This is a genomic window from Cryobacterium zhongshanensis, assembly GCF_022760445.1.
Lineage (GTDB): Bacteria > Actinomycetota > Actinomycetes > Actinomycetales > Microbacteriaceae > Cryobacterium > Cryobacterium algoricola.
This window is the reverse complement of the sequence record NZ_JALGAR010000005.1, coordinates 169,882-195,196: the sequence shown is the minus strand read 5'-3', so window position 1 is coordinate 195,196 and position 25,315 is coordinate 169,882. Positions and strand designations below refer to the sequence as shown.

23 protein-coding genes and 1 tRNA gene are annotated in these 25,315 nt (G+C 66.4%); 13 read left to right on the top strand and 11 right to left on the bottom strand.

Annotation, left to right across the window (positions count from 1 at the left end):
- Window positions 1–2: 2 nt before the first annotated feature.
- Entirely contained in the window at window positions 3–1,016 is a 1,014-nt protein-coding gene (locus tag MQH31_RS16940) for a DMT family transporter (protein ID WP_243012979.1), read from the bottom strand.
- Window positions 1,017–1,060: 44 nt separating this feature from the next.
- Between MQH31_RS16940 and MQH31_RS16935 the strand changes: the two genes are divergently transcribed.
- A complete protein-coding gene (locus MQH31_RS16935) occupies window positions 1,061–1,552 on the top strand; it encodes a MarR family winged helix-turn-helix transcriptional regulator (protein WP_243012978.1) in 492 nt (163 codons plus the stop codon).
- Between the two features lie 49 nt (window positions 1,553–1,601).
- Here the strand turns inward: MQH31_RS16935 and MQH31_RS16930 are convergent, their stop codons facing one another.
- The 4 genes from MQH31_RS16930 to MQH31_RS16915 all read right to left on the bottom strand — a co-directional run bounded on the left by MQH31_RS16930 (window position 1,602) and on the right by MQH31_RS16915 (window position 4,858).
- The gene (locus tag MQH31_RS16930; RefSeq protein WP_243012977.1) at window positions 1,602–2,477 is read right to left on the bottom strand and encodes an alpha/beta hydrolase; all 876 of its coding nucleotides are present in this window, start codon (window positions 2,475–2,477) and stop codon (window positions 1,602–1,604) included.
- Window positions 2,474–2,953, bottom strand: a complete 480-nt coding sequence (locus tag MQH31_RS16925; RefSeq protein ID WP_243012976.1) for a hypothetical protein — start codon at window positions 2,951–2,953, stop codon at window positions 2,474–2,476. The genes MQH31_RS16930 and MQH31_RS16925 overlap by 4 nt, the downstream gene beginning before the upstream one ends.
- 388 nt (window positions 2,954–3,341) lie before the next feature.
- Window positions 3,342–4,031 carry a response regulator transcription factor gene (locus MQH31_RS16920; RefSeq protein WP_243012975.1) on the bottom strand — a complete coding sequence of 230 codons (690 nt, stop codon included), beginning with the start codon at window positions 4,029–4,031 and terminating at the stop codon, window positions 3,342–3,344.
- Window positions 4,028–4,858 carry a sensor histidine kinase gene (locus MQH31_RS16915; protein WP_243012974.1) on the bottom strand — a complete coding sequence of 277 codons (831 nt, stop codon included), beginning with the start codon at window positions 4,856–4,858 and terminating at the stop codon, window positions 4,028–4,030. Before MQH31_RS16915 ends, MQH31_RS16920 begins: the two co-directional genes overlap by 4 nt.
- Window positions 4,859–5,077: 219 nt before the next feature.
- Here MQH31_RS16915 and MQH31_RS16910 point away from each other — a divergent pair, with 219 nt between their 5' ends.
- The 4 genes from MQH31_RS16910 to MQH31_RS21005 all read left to right on the top strand — a co-directional run bounded on the left by MQH31_RS16910 (window position 5,078) and on the right by MQH31_RS21005 (window position 8,698).
- A complete protein-coding gene (locus MQH31_RS16910) occupies window positions 5,078–5,785 on the top strand; it encodes an ABC transporter ATP-binding protein (RefSeq protein ID WP_134535925.1) in 708 nt (235 codons plus the stop codon).
- Window positions 5,782–7,140, top strand: coding sequence for an FtsX-like permease family protein (locus tag MQH31_RS16905; protein WP_243012973.1), 1,359 nt, complete (start codon window positions 5,782–5,784; stop codon window positions 7,138–7,140). Before MQH31_RS16910 ends, MQH31_RS16905 begins: the two co-directional genes overlap by 4 nt.
- A gap of 314 nt (window positions 7,141–7,454) precedes the next feature.
- Window positions 7,455–8,174, top strand: a complete 720-nt coding sequence (locus tag MQH31_RS16900; protein ID WP_243012972.1) for a hypothetical protein — start codon at window positions 7,455–7,457, stop codon at window positions 8,172–8,174.
- Complete coding sequence (locus MQH31_RS21005; RefSeq protein ID WP_372488180.1) at window positions 8,153–8,698, top strand: RNA polymerase sigma factor; 546 nt, start codon at window positions 8,153–8,155, stop codon at window positions 8,696–8,698. The genes MQH31_RS16900 and MQH31_RS21005 overlap by 22 nt, the downstream gene beginning before the upstream one ends.
- Window positions 8,699–8,761: 63 nt before the next feature.
- Here MQH31_RS21005 and MQH31_RS16895 read toward each other — a convergent pair whose 3' ends face one another.
- The 4 genes from MQH31_RS16895 to MQH31_RS16880 form a co-directional block, all read right to left on the bottom strand.
- The gene (locus tag MQH31_RS16895) at window positions 8,762–9,739 is read right to left on the bottom strand and encodes an NAD-dependent epimerase/dehydratase family protein (RefSeq protein ID WP_243012971.1); all 978 of its coding nucleotides are present in this window, start codon (window positions 9,737–9,739) and stop codon (window positions 8,762–8,764) included.
- Between the two features lie 360 nt (window positions 9,740–10,099).
- Entirely contained in the window at window positions 10,100–10,285 is a 186-nt protein-coding gene (locus MQH31_RS16890; RefSeq protein ID WP_243012970.1) for a hypothetical protein, read from the bottom strand.
- A gap of 598 nt (window positions 10,286–10,883) precedes the next feature.
- A tRNA-Arg gene (locus MQH31_RS16885) sits at window positions 10,884–10,955 on the bottom strand.
- 388 nt (window positions 10,956–11,343) lie between these two features.
- Window positions 11,344–11,994, bottom strand: coding sequence for a hypothetical protein (locus MQH31_RS16880; protein ID WP_243012969.1), 651 nt, complete (start codon window positions 11,992–11,994; stop codon window positions 11,344–11,346).
- Window positions 11,995–12,048: 54 nt separating this feature from the next.
- On the opposite strand from MQH31_RS16880, the gene argS reads away from it, so the two are divergent.
- From argS to prfA, 8 genes are all read left to right on the top strand, one after another.
- Window positions 12,049–13,740 carry an arginine--tRNA ligase gene (argS, locus tag MQH31_RS16875; RefSeq protein WP_243012968.1) on the top strand — a complete coding sequence of 564 codons (1,692 nt, stop codon included), beginning with the start codon at window positions 12,049–12,051 and terminating at the stop codon, window positions 13,738–13,740.
- Window positions 13,741–13,742: 2 nt separating this feature from the next.
- Window positions 13,743–14,558 carry an LmeA family phospholipid-binding protein gene (locus MQH31_RS16870; RefSeq protein ID WP_243012967.1) on the top strand — a complete coding sequence of 272 codons (816 nt, stop codon included), beginning with the start codon at window positions 13,743–13,745 and terminating at the stop codon, window positions 14,556–14,558.
- Window positions 14,559–14,702: 144 nt separating this feature from the next.
- The gene (gene lysA, locus MQH31_RS16865) at window positions 14,703–16,136 is read left to right on the top strand and encodes a diaminopimelate decarboxylase (protein ID WP_243012966.1); all 1,434 of its coding nucleotides are present in this window, start codon (window positions 14,703–14,705) and stop codon (window positions 16,134–16,136) included.
- Complete coding sequence (locus MQH31_RS16860) at window positions 16,133–17,470, top strand: homoserine dehydrogenase (RefSeq protein WP_243012965.1); 1,338 nt, start codon at window positions 16,133–16,135, stop codon at window positions 17,468–17,470. Before lysA ends, MQH31_RS16860 begins: the two co-directional genes overlap by 4 nt.
- Window positions 17,470–18,585, top strand: coding sequence for a threonine synthase (thrC, locus tag MQH31_RS16855; protein ID WP_134535886.1), 1,116 nt, complete (start codon window positions 17,470–17,472; stop codon window positions 18,583–18,585). Before MQH31_RS16860 ends, thrC begins: the two co-directional genes overlap by 1 nt.
- Window positions 18,582–19,547 carry a homoserine kinase gene (thrB, locus tag MQH31_RS16850; protein ID WP_372488179.1) on the top strand — a complete coding sequence of 322 codons (966 nt, stop codon included), beginning with the start codon at window positions 18,582–18,584 and terminating at the stop codon, window positions 19,545–19,547. The genes thrC and thrB overlap by 4 nt, the downstream gene beginning before the upstream one ends.
- Before the next feature lie 281 nt (window positions 19,548–19,828).
- The gene (rho, locus tag MQH31_RS16845) at window positions 19,829–22,450 is read left to right on the top strand and encodes a transcription termination factor Rho (protein ID WP_243012964.1); all 2,622 of its coding nucleotides are present in this window, start codon (window positions 19,829–19,831) and stop codon (window positions 22,448–22,450) included.
- Window positions 22,450–23,529, top strand: a complete 1,080-nt coding sequence (gene prfA, locus MQH31_RS16840) for a peptide chain release factor 1 (protein WP_134535883.1) — start codon at window positions 22,450–22,452, stop codon at window positions 23,527–23,529. Before rho ends, prfA begins: the two co-directional genes overlap by 1 nt.
- Window positions 23,530–23,649: 120 nt before the next feature.
- Here the strand turns inward: prfA and epsC are convergent, their stop codons facing one another.
- Both epsC and cysK read right to left on the bottom strand, forming a co-directional pair.
- Complete coding sequence (gene epsC / locus MQH31_RS16835; RefSeq protein WP_243012963.1) at window positions 23,650–24,231, bottom strand: serine O-acetyltransferase EpsC; 582 nt, start codon at window positions 24,229–24,231, stop codon at window positions 23,650–23,652.
- 42 nt (window positions 24,232–24,273) lie between these two features.
- Window positions 24,274–25,212, bottom strand: coding sequence for a cysteine synthase A (gene cysK / locus MQH31_RS16830; RefSeq protein WP_134535881.1), 939 nt, complete (start codon window positions 25,210–25,212; stop codon window positions 24,274–24,276).
- Between the last annotated feature and the right edge of the window lie 103 nt (window positions 25,213–25,315).

Genomic DNA, 25,315 nt, shown 5'->3' with positions numbered 1-25,315 from the left:
GCTCAGCCAGCATGGGGACAACTATGGGCTGTGTCAGATCTACATGAACGAGATGTGGCACTTCGAGCTGGCCACGAGTCCCGGGGGTCAGTGCCCGGCCCAGTTGCCCAACGCTCACGGTTAAGCTCCTCTACGGATGCGTCGTCGACGTGAAGAGGCTGTGCGGCCTTGGGGACGATGCCAGCAGTGATCGAGCCCAGGACGATAACGACTCCGGCAATCTGCAGCGGGAGGAGGGCCTCCCCGGCGATCACCCAACCGAGGAGGATTGCCATGACTGGGCTGAGCAGGCCGAGGAAAGCCGTGGTGCTCGTGGGAAGCCGTGCGATGCCGCGAAACCACAGGACGTAGGCGAGCGCGGTGCCGACCCCGGACAGATAGCCGTATCCCAGGATGTTCTGTGCTGTCAGCGGGGCAGTAGGGAGACCCTCGAACGCGAGCAGGATAACCAGCAGGGTGAGCCCACCCGTGATGAGCTGCCAGGCGGTTGTGGTCAGTGGGGGTGCCGGCTGCCCCCACTTCTTGGACAGCACGATGCCGGATGCCATGGACAGCGTGCCCGCGACGGCCGCCAGGATGCCGATCGCGTCGAGGCGCGCCTGGGCCTGAAGCACGATGAGGCACACGCCGAACACCCCAGTCGAGCCGGCCGCGACAACGCGTGCGGTCAGCCTTTCGTGGAGAACCCGTGTCGCGAGGAGGGCGACGATAAGAGGCTGAAGCCCGCCAATGACGGCCGCCACACCGCCGGGGAGCCGATAGGCGGCAATGAAGAGCAACGCAAAGAACGCGCCGATGTTGAGAATGCCGAGCACCCACGACTTCCACCACCAGTGGCCGCGCGGCAGCCGGCGGCACAGCAGCAGGAGCAGAACTCCGGCAGGAAGTGCGCGTGCGGTTGCCGCGAGCAATGGCCGGTCGACCGGCAGATACAGGGTGGTCGTCAGGTACGTGGTGCCCCACAACGCTGGAGCGACGGCCGTGGTCGCCAGCAGGAGGATTCGATTGCTAAGCACTTAGTCATAATACCTAAGTACTTAGCAATTGCTAGTGTGGACGCATGGCAGACCATGTGGATCGAATCCTCACGCAGTGGCACTCCGAGAAGCCCGATCTCGATGTCTCACCGATGGCGGTCATCGGCCGATTGAATCGCGCTGCAATCGCCGTCGAATCGCGTCTCGCCGACACCTTCGCTCGGCACGCCCTGGACTCTGCGTCATTCGATGTGCTTGCCACGTTGCTGCGAAGCGGCGCCCCCTATCGAATCACCCCGGTGGAACTCGCGCGTGACGCCATGATTTCGACGAGCGCGGTGGCCCAGCGGCTGAATAAGCTCGAAACGCGCGGCTTGGTCAGGCGCGCGGCCAATCCGAACGACGGCCGCGGCACACTCGTCACGCTCACCGATTCCGGACTAGAACTCATCGAGGCGGCATTGCCCGACCACCTTGAAACCGAGCACGCGATCATCGCGGCGCTCAGCGTCGATGAGCAGTCGAACCTCGCTGCACTCCTTCAGCGGATTCACGACGCAGCCAGTTCGAGCTAGGCGCCCCCACACTCTCACGGTCGCACCAGTTCGCCGTCTTCGCCGCGGGTCAGGGGTGCCTCACCGATAGTTGCAGCGCCCAATCGATGATGAGACGGATGCCGTCAGCAAAGCTCGGGTCGTGTGGACGGTTGAGGAAAGCATGGAAAGCCCCGGGAAGCACGTGGTAGTCCAGGGCGATCCCGGCGGCGACAAGTTCACGGGCGAACTGACCGCCGGACGCCCGCATTGAATCGCGATCTGCGTCGACCATGAGCGTCGGCGGAAAGAGGTGCAGGGGATGGCCACCGGGAAATGCGTCGGCTTCAGCGAGCGCGGTTCGATTGCCCGCGTAGTGGAGGTTGGTCAGGTTGAGAAGTGTCGGCGTATGGGCGAATCGGCGTTTGCCCTGAAGGCGGCTGCGTAATTGGGCCGATCGTTTCGGTAGCGCGGCGTGGAACAGTCCGTACGCGAAGAAGACCCCCGCGAGAGCGTCTGCTCCGTCGTCCGCCAGTCGAAGTACGGCGCCGGCGGATAGGCACGCGCCAGCGCTTGCGCCACCCAGAATCACCCCGGTGGGCGCGCTGCGCTGCACTTCCCGCACCACGGCAACGACGTCGTCAACCGGTACCGGATAGTGGACGGCCGGGCTCCGCCGAAACCCACTCGATGACAGACGAAGCCTCGAGACAGTCGCGAGACGATAGGCAACGGTGACGACCTGGAATCCCGCCGCGGCCAACATCAGGGCGACGTCATGCGACTCCGGCAGGTCGAGGCCACCTCTGAAGAATCCGCCCCCGTGAACCCATACGATCGGTGTGGATCGGACGGGAGCAGCGCCGACGGGCGGTGAATACCAGCGCACGGGAATGGGACCGTGAGGACCCTGGATCGTGGTTTCGATCGAATTGACCGCCGTCGAGATCCGGTCGGCGCGCTTCACGACCGCATCGATCGCCGATTCGCCACCATTCGAATGCTGACGGCGACAAGTGCCAGCAACGCGACCCCGCTGGTGGCGTAGAGGAGACCACTCAACGGTGTGTGGCTACCACCGCTGACACCGAAGGTGTCGGCAACGTCCATGCCGAGCGAGAACGAACCCCAGAAGTAGGCAGGTGCGCCGGCGGCGATCAACGCGAGCTGCCCCAGGATGACCGCACCCAGTCCGGCGTGCCCGGTGAATCCAAGGATGCTCAGCACCAGCGCCAGCCCGACGCCAAGATAGGCCCACACGATCAACCCGATCACTTCTGCAGCCACGATTATGCCGGCCTCGTTGAGCCCCGCAATGATTTCCGGGTATGTCAGCCACGGGACGGCGGCTGTCGGGTCCCATATCGTGATCGTCAGCACCATCACCGTCGCGTACAGCAGCACGATAACCGGTCCCACCAGCAACGAAAGTCGATTCCCCATTCGTGCACGATAGCGCGTGGCGGGACCTATCCGCCGAAAGAGTCGGGCCGGATTGTTTCGCTAGCGCTCTTTCAGCTCGTACATCACGGTGGCTCAGGCTCGAGGTGACCGGATCGCACCCGAGTCTGGCCGCTTCATTACTCGAAAGGTGACCCGGTCCGTCGACAGAAGCCACGTTGCGATGGCAAACACGGCCACCAGCAGGGCGACACCGACAACAATCGCAATCGTCGTGAACGCGACGTCAAGGCCAGTCGGGACAAGTGGGTTCATGCCTACGAAACTAGCAACGACAAGGAACCGTTGTCAGGGTCCCAGTACGGGACCGTCCAAATCGCCGGATTGCCGCCGCATGGCTTCGGCACACGTCAGCGAGCTGCGTCAAGAGCTAATCGTGGGCGGTGAGATAGGCCAGCACCGCGCGTACCCGGCGGTTGTCCTCACCGGCTGGCAGCCCCAGTTTCATGAACACATTGGTGACGTGCTTGGACACGGCGCTGGCGGAGAGGTAGAGCCGCTCGGCGATCTGCTGGTTCGATGATCCCTGGCTCATCAACTCCAGCACTTCGAGCTCGCGGACACTCAGCAGGTCCAGGGCTGTACGGCGGCCATGGATCAGACGAGCGGCGACTTCAGGATCAACAACAACGCCGCCTGCCGCGATGATCGACAGCGACCTCATGAAGTCCGCGACACGTGAAATACGGTCCTTCAGAAGGTAGCCGAGGCCTCCGGCATCGTGTGGTGACACCATGGACAATCCATCACCCCACCCGCTGAAGAGGTCCGTCGCGTGGGCGGTGGCCACGTATTGGGACAGCACCAGGATTCCCATGCCGGGATGGTCCCGGCGGATCGCGATCGCTGCGGCCAGGCCGTCATCACCCATACCGGGCGGCATTCTGACGTCAGTGATGACAACATCTGGGCACCTGCCTTCGCGCACGGCCGTTGCGATTGCGCTCATCAGCTCAGGCGCGCTGGCGGCCTGCACAATGACCTCGTGGCCCTGGCGCTCGAGCAAGGAGACCAATCCTTCACGCAGGAGTGCGGAGTCATCGGCAACGATCAGTTTCATGGGTTCGTTTCGTTGGTTGGAGTGAGAAGTAGCGGAATTCGGGCTGACAGGACGGTGGGCCCACCGTCGGGCGAGACGAGTTCCAGGGAACCGCCAAAGGCCGCCAGTCGTTCTCGCATGCCGACGAGTCCGCCTTCGTTGCGCAACCGGACGGCACCTGGCCCGTTGTCTACGACGGAAATGTGCAGGTCTGCATCGGCGGCCAGCAGGAGTGTTGCTGTCGCTCCCGGTGCGTGCTTGGCGACGTTCGTGAGCGCCTCGGAGCAGAAGAACCAGGCGGTCGCTGCCACCTCCTCGGGCATGTTCGGTAGTGGGTGCGGGCAGTGCACCGCCACGTCGACACTGCTGCGTTCGACCATGTCGGAGATCGCGGCCAGCAACCCGAGATCAGCGAGCACCTGCGGGTGGATACCCGAGACGGTAGAGCGCAGGGCGCGCATGGCCTCTTCCGCGTCGCGGTGCGCCCCCTCCAGTAGTGACGTCACTAGCGCTGTGTCGCTACCGGGAGTACTGGTGCCGTCAATCATCAGGGATGAGGCCTCGCCGAGTTTCATGCTGGCCGAAACCAAATACTGTTGGGCGCCGTCGTGCAGGTCGCGCTCGATGCGGCGCCGTTCGATCTCGAATGCCCCAACGATGACCCGACGGGAATCACGTACTTCCCGAAGCTCCCGTGCCCAATCAACAGGCTGCGCTGTGACGGCTACGAATTTCTTCCGCTCGAATGTCAGCAACGCCCACCACGTGATGGCCACCACCGCCGTTATTGCGAAGGCGGCAAACATGGTGAGCCCGGCTACGTGCGCCGTCACCGCGATGACCAACATGGATCCGATGATCAGAGCACCCGCTGCGCCCACTGCTGTTTGGCCAACGAACAGAAGATGACGGCGTCGCGTGAGGTCTTGCATAGGGACAACACTAGAAGGGGTGCACGCGATCGGCCCCGCCAGAGGGCCTCCCGCGCCAAAGGGTGGAGCTAGCTCCACCTTGTCCGGGAGGCTGGCGTCATGGCATCCGCCTTCCAACAATGGTCGACTAGGGACATGATCATCCCCGAGCCACCTCGCAACACGCTCTCCGCCCACAACATTTCGAAGTCCTATGGCGCCGTACGCGCATTGGCCGATGTGACCCTCGAAATTCCGCCGGGGCAGGCCGTTGCCATCATGGGGCCATCCGGTTCGGGTAAATCGACACTGTTGCATTGCTTGTCCGGGATCCTTGTTCCCGACGCCGGCGAGGTGTCGCTGGGTGGTGATTCGGTGTCGGCCTTGCGCGACAAGCAACGTTCGCTGTTGAGGCGGCGGCGGTTTGGCTTTGTCTTCCAGGACGGCCAACTGTTACCGGAACTTCCCGCCCGTGAGAACGTCGCTCTTCCTCTCCTGCTCACGGGTATTCCCCGGACCCAGGCCTTGCAGGCAGCGGATGTTTGGCTGGGCAAACTCGGACTAGCCGGCATGGAGAATCGTCGGCCGGGCGAGCTCTCCGGGGGTCAGGCCCAGCGGGTCGCGATCGCTCGGGCACTCATCCACAAACCCGAGGTGGTCTTTGCCGACGAACCGACCGGCGCACTGGACCAGGCCACCGGGCATGAAGTGATGCAACTTCTCACCGCGACCACTGCCCGTTCTGGCGCATCCCTGGTGGTCGTCACCCACGATGACGAGGTCGCCAGGTGGTGCGAGCGTCTCATCGAGATCCGCGACGCGATGGTTCACGACGACCAGCAGATCAGCAGGACCATCCGATGAGCGTTGCTGTGTCCCTCGCACCCCGTCTAGCCATCGAACGTATCCGCGCGACCAAGGGCGCTGGTGTTTTGGATGCGATGGCAGTCCTTGCCTTCACGGTTTCCTCGTGGCTGGCGCTGACCGTCGCCGGAGGCACCTGGATGTTCTTTCAACGCTGGCAGGCCGAGGGTGCGCTCCCCGACTCTCAGCAGACCGGGCTCGCTATTACGTACGTCGCCCTCGCTTGCTTCGCCTGCGCCCTGCTCGTCATCCCGATTCTCGGGCTGGGTGGCGGTGCCGCCCGTCTCGGGGCCCGAGGGCGTGTCCGCCGCCTCGCCTCGCTGCGCCTCATCGGGATGACGAGCGGTGAAGTGGTCCGCATGTCGGTCATTGAGACGCTCGTACAAGCGGTCGCCGGCGCGGTGCTGGGTTCAGCCGTATTCGTCGTTTCGTTGCCCCTCTGGCAGCTGCTGAGTTTTCAGATGCTGCCCATCGGTTTCGGAGAGCTGCTGCTGCCGTGGTGGCTCTGGCTTGCGGTCATCGGCGCGTTGCTCCTCCTGGCCGTGGCTTCCACAGTGCTGGGCCTGCGGCGCGTCACCATCTCCCCCCTCGGTATCGCACGCGACCACACACCTCGCCGCCTCAAAACGTGGCGACTCGTCGTGGTTGTGGCGCTGGTCGTCGCATTCCTTGTGTACGCACAGTTCACGAACATCGCCAGCTTTATCGGGCTGGTCACCACAGTAGTGTTCCTGGCCCTGGTCATCGGCTCGATCAACCTCGTCGGACCGTGGCTTATGCAACTGGTCGCCCGACCGGGCGCGCGAACCAGCAACGTCGCGCGGCTCCTGGCCGCCCGACGCATCCTCGACGATCCCCGTGGTGCCTGGCGCAACGTGGCATCGCTGGCGTTTCTCGGATTCATTGCCGGTTTCGTCGTCACCATGCCGGCCACAGGTGAAGGCGGCACCGACACTTTCTTCGTCCACGACATCCAGACAGGAGTCGCAATCACGCTGGCCGTCGGGCTGATCTTGGCGGCAACCGCCACCCTGATGACCCAGGCGTCCCAGGTATTCGACCGCGCCGCGGAATCCATCGCCCTCGACCGGATAGGTGTGCCCGCGACCGTTCATCTCTCAGTGCGTCGCCGTCTGGTTGTGGTCCCGCTCGCGGTGGCACTGGGTACATCGGTGCCCCTGGGGTTACTTCTCTCAACGGTCGCGGCCGTACAGCTCGACAGCTTCCCCGTCGTCGGTGTTTCCCTACTCGCCGGAACGGTGATCCTCGGGTTCCTCCTCTCCCTGGGAGCCGCCGAAGCATGCCGCCCGCTACAAGCCGGAATACTCGCGGAGCAACGCCGGCGCAACGACTGACAGCCACCACGCTGAGAGCGGCCAGGGCGGCATCCTACGCGGCGGATCCGGTCCGGGCTGGCTCGACGAAAGTCAGGATGACGCGGTCGGCGCCGGTCACGCGCGCGAGCTGGCCCGAATACCAGCGAGCTGGAGGACGGTGTAGTAGCTGGATGCCAAGATGAAACGAGCGTGCGTTGGGATGTCCTTCAAGGTGCCTGACGAAGGCCCTCGCGATTTTCCGAAAACTAAAGAAAAGAATCGGCTCGCGGCATCGCTTTGGCCTGGTGCGGACATGAACTGGATGAAGGCAGTTTCAGGTACCGGAGGCGCACATGACTCAAGACAACGACAACGACAACGACAACGAGGTCGAGACAGACGACGAACTGGTCGCACTGCTATCTCGTGCCGCCCGGCCGACGACGGAGACGACGACAGAGATCCGACATCAGCTTGCGGCGATGGCCCAAACGATCGTTGACTCCCGTGGGGTGCGCCCTCGCCGAAAGCTCGGCCTAGTTTCGATGATCGTTGCCCCCTTCTTGTTGCTCGGCGCGGCGGGTGCGGCGTATGCCGCGACAAACATCGATTGGTCGCAGATGTGGCACAACGCGCCTCAGTGGGCAGATTGGGCACAGGCCCCAGACGCGACAGTGACCTACAGTCTGCCCGGCGGGGGCACGTGCGAGATGCGCTTTGGCGTCGTTCCTGACAGCCCGTACCCGGGCGGGCCGGCGGGGGTTCCCGCTGATCCGAGGGCTGAGCAGACGGCTCGAGAGTTCCTGCAAACACCGAATTTGCTGACGCTCGTGGACGTCGCAGGCACTATCACCTCCATGCGGGTCAAGGACAAGAATTGGGCTCAAGCGGGCGACGGAACAGAGGTGCCATTCGGATACGGCACAGACAACTACAGCGCCGACGTCGAGTACAACATGGCCGTCAAGCAGGCCATTCAGGTCGGCATGGAGGAGCACTTCGAGTCTTTGGGCATCCCAGAGTCTGGGTTCGGCTATCAAAGTCAAGAGCAGTGCACCGGGGCCACACAGTGAGACGTCGGGGGCAGGACGACTATGAACAACAATTCCTCTCAGTCGCCGGCGAAATCGGGCCTGAGCTGTTGCGATACTTTCAACGGCGAGTCGGCGCCGATGCAGCTGATCTGGTCGCCGAGGTCATGGTGACCGTCTGGCGCAAACGGGCGCAACTCCCGGCCGATCACGAACAAGCGAGAATGTGGTGCTTCGGGATAACCCGCAATCTCCTTCGAAATTACGCCAGAGGCGAGCGACGACGCGGAGAGCTCGGAAGTGCGCTCCGAGCCACACTCGTCGGGACGGAAGTTGAACTCGATGCCGAGGAAGTCGTGGCGATTCGGGAACTCATCGATCAGCTCGAGCCTGATCTCGCGGAAGTTGTCACTCTCCTACATTGGGAAGGCTTCAACCTGGCCGAAATCGGACGGTTGCAGGGCGTTCCGGCCGCAACAGTGCGGGCAAGATACCGTCGGGCGCGACTCGCCCTGCTCGCTGCCTTGACGACTGATGCTGCGCCGAGTCTTGATCTTCGAACCTAGACGAGGCGCTCTCAGACTGATGCTTGAGCCGAAAGGGTCGACAGGTGCCCTTGGACGGTTGCGCTAGCTGTTGCGGAGTTCGTCGAGGAGGCGGAGTTCGTCTTCTCGGGTGAGACCTGCGCGTCGTTCTCGGTTGAGGCCGCGAATCCGTTCGTCCGCAAGTACATCGCTCAAGGTCTCGTGAAGGCTTCGTTCCGTACCCCCGGATTCGAGGAATCGTTCGCGACCGCGTTGGAAGAACGCATTCGCGCTGCGGGGGAGCCAGAGTGGCAACGAACGAGGCCCAGCCCAATAATTGACGTCGTGTGCGATCAGCCAGGCGTCGTCCGCCGAGATCAGTGCGCCGTCGTGGCCTGCGACCTGTTGTGCAGCAGCGAGAACGACTGCGAGCTCTCGTTTCGTGCCGACAGCGTTGTACGTGCCCGTGAGACCGCGGTGACCGGCAGCGATAATCCAGGCAGCGAGATCCCTGACGTCGATGAACTGCACGGCGCGGCCCTGTGTATCGGGTCCGAGAACAGGCTCGTGCCAGGCCAGGGCCAGGCGAGCCACCCAGTAGCTGAACCTGTCACTGGTGTCGCCCGGCCCCGCAATGAGACCGGGTCTGGCGATGAGAAGACGGTCGCCGACGGCCTGGGCCGTGGCCCGTTCGGCGGCGACCTTGGCATGGGCGTACGCGGCCATGTCGGTTGGCTCGACGAGAGCGGCGTCTTCATCGGCATCCGCTTCGCTATTGCTTGCGTACACGGAGACGGAAGACACCAATGTCCAATGCGGGGTGGTGTCGGCTAGAGCCGCCAGAGCCCCGCTGACGAGGTCGGCTTCAGAGCTGAGCTCGATGATGTCGTCCCAATTGCGATTCGTGACTGCAGCGTAAGCGTCTGACGCTCGCCGGTCAGAGCGAACAAGGGTTGCGCCCGCGGCCACCGACCCCGACTCGCCGCGCGCCAGACAGGTCACGTCGTCGCCCGCCTCAAGCAACTGCCGGGCGATCTCGCGGCCGAGCCAGGCCGTCCCACCGAGTATGAGTGTCTGCGTCACGCTCAACAGCTAAGTGCATCAGAGCGGCGAGGAACGGTCGGTTCGCCCTCAGCGCACGGCGTGCTGAAACCGAAGGTGGCCGTAGATCAACCTTTCGATGGCAAACGGAGCTCGGTTGAGCTTCCTTCGGGGAACGCCGAACTTCATTCAGGCAGAAGAGGATGCGTCGAGTCAGAATTCGGCACTCGCCCGAAGTCGGAATGTTCAGCCTCAGGAAAGCACAGCAGGTTTGTGGCCTTTGTTGCCGCCATTGCGACCGAGAAGACCGACGGCACGCCCGCGTTCGATCGAGAAGGCGGCATCGCGCGCTGCGGCGTGTTCCCCGTAGCGCGCGGTCAAATCGTGGATTGAGGTGACGGCTCAACCCTCACGATTCGCTCTCATCCCGAGGGCAATGAGTCCGCCCGCTGCAGCGATCGCCACGACGCCGAGAATCGCGAGCACGACCAGCAGGCTGTCTCGAGCGAGGAGTCCGGCGTAGAGGCTGGCGAAAGAGACCAGAGCGGTGAAGATTGCTAAGACGAAGTAGATGACTTTCTTGGACATGTCCCCACCTGCGAACTTGAGAGTGCTGGGATGAGGGCGGGAAATCTGCCCTCAGCCAGGATATTAGGTCGCGCATTCCGACGTCTCTCGGACTGTTTCGCTAGTGCTCTATCACCTCGTGCATTGCGGCGGCTCAGGCCCGAGGTGACCGGATCGCGCCCGTGTGTGGCCGCTTCGAGGCTCGAAAGGTGACCCGGTCCGTCGACAGGAGCCACGTTGCGATGGCAAACACGGCCACCAGTAGGGCGACACCGACAATGATCGCAATCGTGGTGAACGCGACGTCAAGGCCAGTCGGGACGAGTGGGTTCATGCCTACGAAACTAGCAACGCCAAGGACCAGTTGTCACAGGCGCTTTCGCATCTGCTGCGTCGAGACGACGTAATCAGCGGAAGAGTAGAGATTGACCGCGGCACGATTGCCTCCGAAGACGTTCGCCGGATGGCGCAGAATGTGCGCTGGAGAGAGCGGACAACCGCCTGAATACCATTGTGACTGTGCTCGATCAGCTCGTGGCTCAGAAAAGTGTTGCCACTGGCGGTTTCGGGCTGAAGTTTCCTGAAAAAGAACTGACTTCTGATCAGGAATTTATTGGTGTGCCCCCAGGCAGATTCGAACTGCCGCCCCTGCCTCCGGAGGGCAGTGCTCTATCCCCTGAGCTATGGGGGCCCGGGAAAACACTAGGCTACCAGCATCCGGGAGGGCGGTGTTCCACTGGGAGTGCCGCGGCCATCCAGCGCGGGTGTTCCGCCGGCTCGCCGGTGCCGTGCGGCGTCGAGATTGCCCATTCAGGCTGAGATAGTGCGGCGCATCGGGACATGTCGGCGGAAACGGGCTAACTCGGCACATGGAGCGTGCTGGTTGCGGTGGGTCGGGGGGCGCGTACCGGGCCGACGGCCGAGCAACGGATGCCTGGACCCGGCCCGCCGGGCCGCGCCTGGCATCCGCCGGCCGGCCTGACGAATTCGACGGAGATTCTGGCTGAAACGGCCCGAAAACAGCCGCTAACGTATTTAAATCCCAAAAACTCCGTCGAATTCGTCAGGGGCGGGGCGAGCTACTTCAGGTGACCGAGGGCGGCCGAGACGAGGGCCTCGGCGTCGCCGGGCTCTGCGAAGTCGGACGAGCTGAAGGTGAGCCAGTACTTGTCCGTGAAGACCTGCGCCTCACCGATACCGGCGTTCGCGCTGAAGAAACCCTGCACCGCCGGGGGAGTGCCGTAGGTCGGCACGATCTTCGAAGATGCGACGGCCTTGTCCTGTTGCTGCGTCATGAGCACGGTGTTGGGTTGGGTGAGCGTGAACTCGATCTTGTCGCCGCTCGACTGGTTCAACAGGCCGCAGGTGAGCCCCTGGAAGGACGCGGCCGTCTTCGCCGAGGAGGAGGTCGGCTTATAGGAGGGATCCGTGCCGAAGTTCGGGTTGAACGCGTAGACGTCATCCAGAGTGAGCAGGTCCGTGCAGGCCAGAGCGACGGCGGTGCCCGCCGGAGTCGGCGTGGGCGTCGGCGTTGCCGTCGCGGAAGCCGCTTCGCTCGCTGACGAGGATGAACCGCCGGGCGCGGACGACGTCGCCGAACCGGAGGCGGAGGGCGCTGCATCCGCAGCACAGCCGGACAGGCCGATGAGGCTCAGCGCGCCAACGCAGAGGAAAGCTCCGGCGCGCAGGCGCCGGGCGGACGGGGAGGCAGGCGAACCGAAGAGAGTCACGGGTCGACCCTACCAAGCAAGGTCCGGGAAACCGGGCCGGTAAGCTTGGTTTCCGTGACCCCCGCCGAGCTTTCCGAATCCCTGTTCGCCCTGATCCAGCAGTTGGGTGAGCGCCGACGCGCGGAAGGCATCGACACCAGCGGCCTGGACGTCGTCCTCGCCAACGCCGGCGACGTCACCCTCGAACGCCCCCGCAACCGCGACCACGGCGACTGGGCCTCGAGCATCGCGATGAAGATCGCCAAGCCGCTCGGGTACAAGCCGCGCGAGGTCGCCACAGAGCTCGCGACCGGGCTCGAGGCGCTCCCCGACGTCGCCTCCGTCGAAATCGCCGGCCCCGGCTTCATCAACATCCGCCTCGAAGCGGCATCCGCCGGTGCGCTCGCGAAGACCATCGTCGAGGCCGGCCCGGCATACGGCACCGGCCACCTCTACGACGGCATCAAGATCAACCTCGAGTTCGTCTCCGCCAACCCCACCGGCCCCATCCACATGGGCGGCGTGCGCTGGGCCGCCGTGGGCGACAGCCTCGCCCGTGTGCTGCAGGCCGAGGGCGCGGATATCACGCGCGAGTACTACTTCAACGACCACGGCTCGCAGATCGACCGTTTCGCCCGCAGCGTCCTGGCCGCCTACCTCGGCGAGCACACGCCGGAGGACGGCTACGGCGGAGCGTACATCGCCGATATCGCCGACCAGGTCGTCGCGAAGTACGACGACGCCGTGCCCATCACGGACCTGCCCCGCGAGGAGCAGCAGGAAGTCTTCCGCTCGATCGGCGTCGACCTGATGTTCACCGAGATCAAGGACAAGCTGCACGGCTTCGGCGTCGACTTCGACGTCTACTTCCACGAGGATTCCCTGCACGAGTCCGGCGCGGTCAACCGGGCCATCGAGCGCCTGCGCGGCCTCGGCCACATCTTCGAAGCGGATGGCGCCATCTGGCTCCGGACAACGACCTTCGGTGACGACCGTGACCGGGTCATCATCCGCTCGAACGGTGAACCGGCCTACATCTCCGGCGACCTCGGCTACTACCTCGACAAGCGCGAGCGCGGCTTCGACCAGAACCTGATCATGCTCGGCGCAGACCACCACGGCTATGTCGGCCGGATGATGGCCATGGTCGAGGCCTTCGGTGACGTTCCCGGCGTCAACCTGCAGATCCTGATCGGCCAGATGGTCAACCTGCTCAAGGACGGCGAGCCGCTGCGGATGTCCAAGCGCGCCGGCACGATCGTGACCCTCGACGACCTCGTCGACGCCGTTGGCGTCGACGCCGGCCGCTACTCCCTGGTGCGTTCCTCGAGCGACACCTCACTCGACATCGATCTCGACCTGCTCGGCAAGCACAGCAACGAGAACCCGGTCTTCTACGTGCAGTACGCCCACGCGCGCACCTGCTCCGTCGCCCGCAACGCGGCGGCGGCCGGTGTCGAGCGCACCGACTTCGCGCCGGAGCTGCTCGTGCACGACAGCGAGTCCGCCCTGCTCGGAGTGCTGCAGGAATACCCGCGCATGGTCTCCCTCGCCGCCGAACTGCGGGAGCCGCACCGCATCGCCCGGTACATCGAAGAGGTCGCCGGCTACTACCACCGCTGGTACGACAACTGCCGCGTGATCCCGCTCGGCGACGAACCGGTCACGGAACTGCACCGCACGCGCCTCTGGCTCAACGACGCGACCGGCCAGGTCATCCGCAACGGCCTCGGCCTCCTCGGCGTGTCTGCTCCCGAACGGATGTGACCGTGGATCGGGACGGGGCACTGGATCGGGACACCGCAACGGGCAGGGGAGCCGCAACGCGTCGGCGCCGCGGCCTGAGCGGGTTCATCGTCGCGACGATCGTGGTGCTCGCCCTCGTCGCCGCCTTCTTCATCGCCGACGCCGGCGTGCGCAACTACGCCGAGAACCGGGCGAAGGCCGAGATCGCCGCGCACCTGCCCGATTCGGTCACGGGAGACGTGTCCGTCTCGATCGGCGGCCTGTCCGTGATCGCGCAGTACCTGATGGGACGCTTCGACCGGGTCACCCTGGTCGCTCCCGCCCTCACGGCCAACGGCGTGCCGGCATCCGTGCACCTCGTCGCGACCGACGTGCCCGTCGACCAGACCAAACAGGTCGGCGACGTGCGCGGAACGGTCGACCTCGACCAGGCCGCGCTCAACACCCTGCTCGCCGCAGCGCTGCCGACGGGGGCGCCCGCCGCCGACCTCGTGCTCGGTGACGGAACCGTTCAGTACGCGGGCAGCGTGAGCGTCTTCGGCCTGAACATCGGCTACCAGGCCACCGCCACCCCGACCGCGGCGGCCGATTCGCTACTCTTCACCCCGAGCAGCGCACAGATCACCACCGGGGCCGGCAGCATCGACGCGACCGCGATCCTCCCGCTCGTGCTCGGCCAGCAGCCGGTCCGGGTGTGCGTGGCCGGGTACCTCCCCGAGGGCGTCAACCTCGCCGGCGTCGAGGTCACTCCGGGGCGGGCGCGCATTACGCTGGAGTCGAGCACCCTGATGCTCACCGCGCAGTCGCTGACCACCCTCGGCACCTGCTCCGCCGGCTGATTCGGCGCGCGCACCCCTTGCTCGCTAGAATCGGTGCAGGTTCGCTGTCATACCGGCGGAATCTTCACTGGCTTCAGGGACCAATCCGGGTTCGCTCGCCACTCAGTGAGACACCCACTCGACTTTCCCGTGAGGTTTTCACCCGTGGCCACCAACCCGCTCGCCCCCGACTGGCTCATCCTGCCCGGAGACGCCAACGCGCTCTCCGCCGGCCTCTGGCCAGCGACCATGCACCGCGCTCCCGCCGGCGACCTCGTCATCGGCGGCGTCTCCGCCCCTGACCTCGCCGCCCGGTTCGGCACCCCGCTCTACGTCATCGACGAAGCGGATGCCCGTGCCCGCGCGTCCGCCCTCCGGTCCGCCTTCGAGGCGGAATTCTCCCGCATCGGCACCACGGTCAAGGTCTATTACGCGGGCAAGGCCTTCCTGTCGAGCGAGGTCGCCCGCTGGATGCTCGCCGAGGGCCTCAACATCGACGTCTGCAGCGGCGGGGAACTCGCCGTCGCCCTCGCGGCCGGCGCGCCCGGCGCCCGCCTCGGCTTCCACGGCAACAACAAGTCGCTCGCCGAGATCGACGAGGCCTGCGCCGTCGGCGTCGGCACCATCGTGATCGACTCGACCATCGAGATCTCCCGCGTCGCGGCGGCAGCGGCCCGGCACGGCATCGTGCAGAACGTGCGGCTCCGGGTGAACAGCGGCGTGCACGCGCACACCCACGAGTTCCTGGCCACCGCGCACGAGGACCAGAAATTCGGCATCACCCTCGAGGACGCCCCGCGCCTCGTCGCCCTGATCCGGGCGGAGCCGACCCTGCGCTTCATCGGCCTGCACTGCCACATCGGCTCGCAGATCTTCGGGGCGGACGGTTTCGCCGAATCCGCGTCCCGGCTGCTCGCCGTGCACGCCGCGCTCCTCGCCGGCGGACCGGTTCCCGAGCTCAACCTCGGCGGCGGCTTCGGCATCGCATACACCGACGCGGACACCCCCACCCCGATCCACGAACTCGCCGCCCGCCTGGCCGACATCGTCGCGGCAGAGTGCGCCGCGCGCGGCATCCCGGTGCCCATCGTCGCCTTCGAGCCCGGCCGCTCGATCATCGGCCCGGCGGGCACCACCCTGTATGAGGTGGGCACCACCAAGGCGGTCGACCTGTCCGGCGCGACCCGGCTCTACGTGAGCGTCGACGGCGGCATGAGCGACAACGCCCGGCCCGCCCTCTACGGAGCGGACTACTCGGTGCGGCTCGCGGGCCGCTCGAGCGCGGCGGACCCCGTGCTCGTGCGCGTCGCGGGCAAGCACTGCGAGAGCGGCGACATCGTCGTCGACGCCGACTACCTGCCCGGCGACGTGGGCCCCGGCGACCTCGTCGCGGTCGCCGCGACCGGCGCATACTGCTTCTCGCTCGCGAGCAACTACAACTACCTCGGCCGCCCTCCCGTCGTCGCCGTGCGGGACGGCGCCGCCCGGCTGCTCGTCCGCGGCGAGACCATCGCAGACCTGCTCTCCCGCGACACCGGGATCACTGCGGCCGTCGCGGCCCCCACCGGCACCGATCAACCGAAGGAAGCCATCCGATGATCGAATACCGCAACCTGCGCGTCGCCCTGCTGGGCGGCGGCAACGTCGGCGCCCAGGTCGCCCGGCTACTGCTCGAGCAGAGCGAGGAATTCGCCAACCGGGTCGGCGCCGGCCTCGAACTCGTCGGCATCCTCGTGCGCGACGTCAACGCCGAACGCACCGTCGACCTGCCGCACGAACTCTTCACGACCGACGCCGAATCCCTCATCCTCGGCGCGGACGTCGTCATCGAACTGCTCGGCGGCATCGAACCGGCCCGCAGCTACATCCTGATGGCGATGAACTCCGGGGCGGATGTCGTCACCGCGAACAAGGCGCTCCTCGCGACCCACGGGCCCGAACTCTTCGCCGTCGCAGACCAGGTCGGCGCCCAGCTCAACTACGAGGCCGCCGTCGCCGGCGCGATCCCGATCCTCCGCCCGCTGCGCGACAGCCTCGGCGGCGACCAGATCAACCGCATCCTCGGCATCGTCAACGGCACCACGAACTTCATCCTCGACCGGATGGACACCGCGGGCGACACCCTCGAGGAAGCCCTCGCCACCGCGACCGACCTCGGCTACGCCGAAGCAGACCCGACCGCGGACATCGGCGGCTACGACGCGGCACAGAAGGCGGCCATTCTCGCGAGCCTCGCCTTCCACACCCACGTGCCGCTCGCATCCGTCTACCGCGAAGGCATCACCGAGGTCACGCCCGCGCAGATCGAGTCGGCCCGCAAGGCCGGCTACGTCGTGAAGCTCCTCGCCATCTGCGAACGCATCACGGATGCCGCGACCGGCCAGGCGGGCGTCTCCGCCCGGGTCTACCCCGCGATGGTGCCGCGCGACCACCCGCTCGCGGCCGTGCACGGCGCGAACAACGCCGTCTTCGTCGAGGCGGAATCCGCCGGCAGCCTGATGTTCTACGGGGCGGGCGCCGGGGGAGTCGAAACGGCGTCCGCCGTGCTCGGCGACCTGGTCTCCCTCGCCCGCCGCCACATCGCCGGCGGCCCGGGAGTTGCGGCCTCGATCCACGCCGACCTGCCCGTCTTCGACATCGGCAGCATCACGACCCGCTACGCGGTCACCCTCGAGGTCACCGACGAGCCGGGTGTGCTCGCGACCCTCGCCGGGGTTTTCAGCGATCACGGCGTCTCCCTGGCCCTCGTCGAGCAGTCGATGACCCCCGCGCGGCCACTCACGTCCAGTCACGCCGCCGTCCCGTCCACGGCTACCCTTGTGATCGGAACCCACGAGGCAACGGAAGCGGCACTCGCCGCCACCGTGACGGACCTCGCCGCCAATAGATTTGTCACCACCGTCGCATCCGTTTTGAGAGTTGAAGGAGCCTGATGTCCAGCGAACGAGAGTCCACGCAGGCCGTGAAGACCCAGTCCCGTCAGTGGCGGGGTGTGCTGCGTGAATACGCCGACCGCCTGAACATCACCGACGCCACGCCGATCATCACGCTCGGCGAGGGCGGTACGCCGCTGATTCCCGCCCCCGCGCTGTCGAAGCGCACCGGCGCGAAGGTCTGGATCAAGTACGAGGGCATGAACCCGACCGGCTCCTTCAAGGACCGCGGCATGACCATGGCGATCTCGAAGGCCGTCGAAGACGGCGCCAAGGCCGTCATCTGCGCCTCGACCGGCAACACCTCGGCCTCGGCCGCCGCATACGCGACCCACGCCGGTATCCTCGCGGTCGTGCTCGTGCCGGAAGGCAAGATCGCGCTCGGCAAGCTCAGCCAGGCGATCGCGCACAACGCGCAGCTCCTGCAGGTGCAGGGCAACTTCGACGACTGCCTCGACATCGCCCGCGACCTCTCGGCGAACTACCCGGTGCACCTCGTCAACTCGGTCAACCCCGACCGCATCGAGGGCCAGAAGACGGCGGCCTTCGAGGTCGTCGAGGTGCTCGAAGACGCGCCGGACATCCACATCGTCCCCGTCGGCAACGCCGGAAACTACACCGCGTACACCCGCGGCTACACCGAAGAACTCGAACGCGGCGCGACCACGAAGCTGCCGCGCATGTTCGGCTTCCAGGCCGCAGGCAGCGCCCCGATCGTGCTCGGCCACCGCGTCGACCACCCCGAGACCATCGCGAGCGCCATCCGCATCGGCAACCCGGCATCCTGGGACCTCGCCCTCGCCGCGCAGAAGCTCACGAACGGCTACTTCGGCGCGATCAGCGACGCCAAGATCCTCGAGGCCTACCGCATCCTCTCCGCAGAGGTCGGCATCTTCGTCGAGCCCGCCTCCGCGATCAGCGTCGCCGGCCTGCTCGAGCGTGCAGAGGCCGGACTCATCCCGGCCGGCGCGACGGTCGTGCTCACGGTCACCGGCCACGGCCTGAAGGACCCGCAGTGGGCGCTCCGCACCGCGGACGGCGCCGAGATCACGCCGACGGTCGTGCCCGTGGACACCGCCGAAATCGCGAGCGTCCTCGGTCTGGTCAAGAAGTGACCCTGGCCGAAGCCGTGTCAGGTCCCTCCGTTCTCGCCGGTCGGTCGGTGACCGTCCAGGTTCCCGCCACGACGGCGAACCTCGGCCCCGGCTTCGACACCCTCGGCCTCGCCCTCGCCTACTACGACCGCCTCGACGTGAGCGTGCGCGAGGAACCCGGCGTGTTCGTCGACGTCCAGGGCGTCGGTGCCGGCGTGGTGCCGACAGACGAGACCAACCTCGTCGTGCAGGCCATCGCGCACACCTTCGCCGCCTACGGGCAGCGGATGCCGGGCCTCGCGCTCGTCGCCCACAACAAGATCCCGCACGGCCGCGGCATGGGATCCTCGGGGGCGGCGATCGTCTCCGGGATCATGGCAGCCAAGGGCCTGCTAGAGGGCATCGTCGACATCGACTCCGAAGCCCTGCTCACTCTCGCCACCGAGATGGAAGGGCACCCGGACAACGTCGCGCCCGCCCTCTTCGGCGGCCTCACGATCGCGTGGACCACACCGGAGGGCCCCCGGCACAAGAAGCTGATGGTGCACCGCGGCGTCAAGCCGCTCGTGTTCGTACCCGAACAGGCCATGTCCACGGCCCTCGCCCGCAGCCTGCAGCCCGAAACCGTGCCGCACTCGGACGCCGTCTTCAACCTGTCCCGCTCTGCGCTGCTCATCGCCGCGCTCATCCAGAGCCCGGAGCTGCTGCTCGCCGCGACAGAGGACAAGCTGCACCAGAGCTATCGCGCCGCCGCGATGCCGGAGACCAACCGGCTGATCACCCTACTCAGGGAACACGGCTTCGCCGCCGTCGTCTCCGGCGCCGGCCCGTCGATCCTCGTGCTCGCGAGCGACCCCGGCCAGCGCCTCGTCGCCGCGGAGCTCGTCGCCGCGAACTCGGCCACCCCCTGGCAGGCGCTCATGCTCGCCGTGGACTTCCAGGGCGCGACCGTCACCCGCACGGACACGGCAGCGACCGCCTGATCTCAGGACCGCGAACGGGGGTGCCGCGGCTGGGAGGGCGCGGCATCCGTTCTCGGAATGCTCTGCTAGAGTCGACTGCGTACCCGAAGGAACCGCCTAACGACCGGTTCCTTTCGATGGTGCATTTCCCGTAACTCACTGCTATCGCGACATCTGGCGTGGCTGTGTGTGTTCACTTCAATCCACTTTCTGTGGGATTGAACCACCCGCAGCGCCTCCGACGTTGCCACAGCTTCCCCGGTTTTCGTAAACGTTCGTTCCGGGGGAAAGGACAAATTTTCGTGACTGACGTCAACCTCCGCACAAATGCTGCGGATTCATCCCGCCTGGGAACCCTCCGTGTCGCCGAGCTTCAGGCTCTCGCGCTCGAACTGGGCATCCCCGGCTCCTCCAAGCTCCGCAAGGGCGAGCTCGTCGCCGCCATCACCGCCATCCAGGCCGGTGGCGACACCGTGAGCCCCGAGCTCGAGATCCCCGCCTTCGCCGCGACCGAGCCGGTCGCCTCCGAGACTGTCGTCTCCGAGCCGGTCGCCGTCGAGGCCGCCCCGGCCGCGGCAGCAGCCGTGACCGCGACCCTCGTCGAAGCGCCGCCGCGCAAGCGCGCGCCGCGCCGCGCCACCACCGCGACTGCTGCTCCCGCCGCCGCACACGTCAACGCTGACGGTGACCTCGGAATCGGCCTGATCCTCCCGGACGCCGCCGCGACGACCCGTCGCACCACGGCCCCTACCACCTACGCCGGTGGCACCGGAACCACGGAGGCCCCCGTGGCCGCCGAGAAGCCGGTCCGCCAGGCTCGCAAGCGCGCCACCTCCGTGTCGGTCAAGGCCGCCGCGGAAGCAGCATCGACCGAGGCTCCCACGACCGAGGCTCCCTCCGTCGACCTTCCCGTCGTCGAGACTCCGGTCGTCGAGCGTCCCGTTGTCGAGGCGCCCGCCGCCGACACGACGACGGATGCCGCAGCGACCGCCACGGAGACCGCAGAGGTCACCGAGGCTCCCGTCACCACCGGCCGCTCGCGCCGCAGCAGCGCCCGCGGCAACGGTCGCAACGGGTCCGCACGCAACAGCATCGACGCGCGCAGCCGCATCGACGCCCTGAACGACGAGCTCGCACAGGGCACGGCGGGCATCCCCGTCGCGACCGACGAGGCAGCCGCGACCGACGAGGCGCCCGTCGACCACTTCGCTGGCAGCCGCACCGCGGCGACGGTCGCCGCCGACACGGATGCCGACACGGACACCGACACCGACACGGACGACTCGACCGAACAGGCCGAACAGCCGCGTCAGGGACGCAACCGCAACCGCAACCGCGGCGGCAACCAGAACCAGACGGGCGGAGAGCAGGACGACAACTCCCGCCAGCAGAACGGCCGCCAGTCGAACCGCAACCAGAACCAGCAGAACCAGAACGCCGAGCGCGGCCAGGACAACCAGTCCCAGCAGGACCGGAACAACCAGTCCCAGCAGGAGCGCAACCAGGACCGCCAGGCGCAGCAGGACCGCAACCAGCAGGACCGCCAGGCCCAGCAGGAGCGCAACCAGGAGCGCAATCAGGACCGGAACCAGGAACGGAACCAGGACCGTCAGGCCCAGCAGCAGGAGCGCGGCCAGCAGGACCGCAACCAGCAGGACCGTGGCCAGGACGACGACCTGAACAGCCGCAGCAACCGCAACCGGTTCCGTGACCGCAAGCGTCGCGGCGTCACCGCCGGTGACGACTTCGAGCCGGAGCTGAACGACGACGACGTGCTGATCCCCGTCGCCGGTATCCTCGACGTCCTCGACAACTACGCGTTCGTGCGCACCTCCGGCTACCTGCCCGGTGCGAGCGACGTGTACGTCTCCCTCGGCCAGGTCAAGAAGTACAACCTGCGGAAGGGTGACGCCGTCGTCGGCTCCATCCGCCAGCCGCACGAGGGCGACCAGAACGGCCGCCAGAAGTACAACGCGATCGTCAAGGTCGACTCCATCAACGGCCTGTCCGTCGAGGAAGCCGCCAACCGCGTCGAGTTCCAGAAGCTCACCCCGCTGTACCCGCAGGAGCGCCTCCGCCTCGAGACCGAGCCCGGCAAGCTCACCCAGCGCATCATCGACCTCGTCGCCCCGATCGGGAAGGGCCAGCGCGGCCTCATCGTCGCGCCGCCCAAGGCCGGCAAGACCATCGTCATGCAGCAGATCGCGAACGCCATCGCCACCAACAACCCCGAGGTCCACCTCATGGTCGTTCTGGTCGACGAGCGGCCGGAAGAGGTCACCGACATGCAGCGCACGGTCAAGGGCGAGGTCATCGCCTCGACCTTCGACCGTCCCGCCGAGGACCACACCACGGTCGCCGAGCTCGCCATCGAGCGCGCCAAGCGTCTCGTGGAACTCGGACACGACGTCGTCGTGCTCCTCGACTCGATCACGCGCCTCGGCCGGGCCTACAACCTGACCGCGCCGCCGTCGGGCCGGATCCTCTCCGGTGGCGTCGACGCATCCGCCCTGTACCCGCCCAAGCGCTTCTTCGGCGCCGCGCGCAACATCGAGAACGGTGGCTCGCTCACCATCCTCGCGTCCGCGCTCGTCGAGACCGGTTCCAAGATGGACGAGGTCATTTTCGAAGAGTTCAAGGGCACCGGCAACATGGAGCTGCGCCTCTCGCGCCAGCTCGCCGACAAGCGGATCTTCCCGGCTGTCGATGTCAACGCATCGGGAACCCGTCGCGAAGAAATGCTGATGAGCTCGGACGAGGTCAAGGTCACCTGGAAGCTCCGTCGTGCGCTTGCCGGACTCGACCAGCAGCAGGCGCTCGAGGTCGTCCTCGGCCGTCTCAAGGAGACGTCCTCCAACGTGGAGTTCCTCATGCAGGTCCAGAAGTCGATGCCGTCCCTGAACGGGTCAGACAAGGACAAGTAATGTTCGAGTCTGTTCTGACTCTGCAGGCCGAATTCGACGAGCTGCAGTCCGAACTGGCCGACCCGGAGTTGCACTCCAACCCGGCCCGTTCGAAGAAGGTCAACCGGCGCTACGCCGAACTGAGCCGCATCATCGCGGCCTGGAACGAGTGGAAAGAGATCGGCGAGAACCTCGACGCCGCCCGGGAGCTCGCGGAGGAGGACTCGTCCTTCGCCGAGGAGATCCCGGGGCTCGAGGTGCAGCTGGAGGACACCTCCGCGAAGCTGCGCCGCCTGCTCATCCCGCGCGATGAGCTCGATGCCCGTGACGTGATCATGGAGATCAAGATGGGGGAGGGCGGTGCGGAGTCCGCACTGTTCGCCGCCGACCTGCTCCGGATGTACCTGCACTACGCAGAGTCGAAAAAGTGGAAAACCGAGATCATCGAGCAGACCACAAGCGACCTCGGCGGCATCAAGGATATCCAGCTCGCCATCAAGAGCAACACGAACGACCCCGCAGAGGGCGTCTGGGCGCACCTCAAGTACGAGGGCGGCGTGCACCGCGTGCAGCGCGTGCCGGCGACCGAGTCGCAGGGACGCATCCACACGTCTGCGGCGGGCGTGCTCGTCTTTCCCGAGGTCGATGAGCCGGAAGAGGTCGAGATCAACCACAACGACCTCAAGATCGACGTCTACCGCTCGAGCGGCCCCGGCGGCCAGTCGGTCAACACGACCGACTCCGCCGTGCGCATCACCCACCTTCCCACCGGGATCGTGGTCGCGATGCAGAACGAGAAGAGCCAGCTGCAGAACAAGGAAGCCGGGATGCGCGTGCTGCGCGCCCGGGTCCTCGCCCGACAGCAGGAAGAGATCGACGCGGCCGCGTCCCTGGTCCGCAAGGGGCAGATCCGCACGATGGACCGGTCAGAGCGCATCCGCACGTACAACTTCCCGGAGAACCGCATCGCCGACCACCGCACCGGCTACAAGGCGTACAACCTCGACTCCGTGATGAACGGCGCGCTCGACGCCGTCATCGAGTCGTGCATCCTCGCGGACGAGGCCACCCGCCTCGCCGAAATCGGGGACCACGACTAGCGCGTTTCGCGCCCGAGTATTGCAGAAAATGCCCAGAATCGCCGGTCGAACGGCGATTCTGGGCATTTTTGGTGACTCTGGGAGGTACCGGGTGCGGCTGCGGCGGATGCCGCGGGCCGGCTAGTCCTCGTCGGAGACCGGGAGGCCGCGCGCGCCCTCGATCGTCTGGGTGCGCACCGGCTGGATCGTCGCCGGGATGCCGAGCAGCAGCGACTTCGGCGGGGCGTCCCTCGTGACGACGGCGTTCGCGCCGATCGTGCTCCAGGCGCCGATCGTGATCGGGCCGAGCACCTTCGCGCCGGCGCCGATCGTGACGCCGTCGCCGAGGGTGGGATGCCGTTTCTCACCGCGGACGACGCCGTGCCGGGTCTTCCCGCCGAGGGTGACGCCGTGATAAAGCATCACGTCGTCTCCCACATCGGCGGTTTCCCCGATCACGACGCCCATGCCGTGGTCGATGAACAACCGGCGCCCGATCCGGGCGCCGGGGTGGATTTCGATCCCGGTGAGGAACCGGGTGAACTGGGAGACTAGCCGGGCGGGCAGGTACAACCCGGCCACCCACATCCGGTGGGCGATCCGGTACGACCACACGGCGTGCAGCCCGCTGTACGCGAGGAAGACCTCGACGTTGCTGCGGGCTGCCGGGTCGTGGGCGCGCGCCATCGCCAGGTCCTCACGGATGCGTGAAATGACTCCCATGTCGGTTTTCAGTTGTTCCCGTTCTTGATAGTCGAGCAGTTCTTAGTCGAGCAGGTCCTCGTACAGCACGGTCGAGATGTAACGCTCTCCGAAGCTCGGGAGGATGGCGACGATGGTCTTGCCGGCGTTCTCCGGCTTCTTCGCCTGCTCGATGGCCGCCCAGACGGCGGAGCCGCCCGAGATGCCGGAGAGGATTCCCTCGTCGGTCGCGAGTGCGCGAGCGGTGGTGAGGGAATCGGCGAGGGTGACATCGGTGACCTCATCGTAGAGGTCGGTGTCGAGAACAGACGGGACGAAGTTTGCGCCGATGCCCTGGATCTTGTGCGGACCCGGCTTGCCGCCGGTGAGGATCGGGGAATCGATCGGCTCGACGCCGACGATGTGGACGGAGGGCTTGCGCTCCTTGAGCAGCCGTCCGGCTCCCGTGATGGTTCCGCCGGTGCCGATGCCCGCGACGAAGATGTCGACGGCGCCTTCGGTGTCGTCCCAGATCTCGACGCCGGTCGTCGCGAAGTGGATGGCGGGGTTCGCGGGGTTGTCGAACTGGCGGGCGAGAATCGCGCCGGGGGTGTTCGCGACGATCTCTTCGGCCTTCTCGACGGCGCCGCGCATGCCGGCGGCCCCCGGGGTCAGCACGATCTCGGCGCCGTAGGCACGGAGCAGGACGCGGCGTTCCTTGCTCATGGTCTCGGGCATCGCGAGGATGACCTTGTAGCCGCGGGCCGCTCCGACGAGCGCGAGCGCGATGCCGGTGTTGCCGCTCGTGCCCTCGACGATGGTGCCGCCGGGGAGGAGTTCGCCGGAGGCCTCTGCGGCGTCGACGATCGCGATGCCGATCCGGTCCTTGACGCTCGCGGAGGGGTTGTAGAACTCGAGCTTGACCAGCACGGTCGCGTCGAGGCCTGCGGTCAGGCGGTTGAGCTTGACCAGCGGCGTCCCTCCAACTGCCTTGGTGATGTCGGAGTAGATGCGTGCGGTCATCGCAGTGCCTTTCAGTCGGGTCATCGGGTCAATCGGGTCAGGAACCTCGCCCAGCCTACGGCTCCGGCATTGGGCGCGCGCGCTTGATTGCGTTACATTCCAA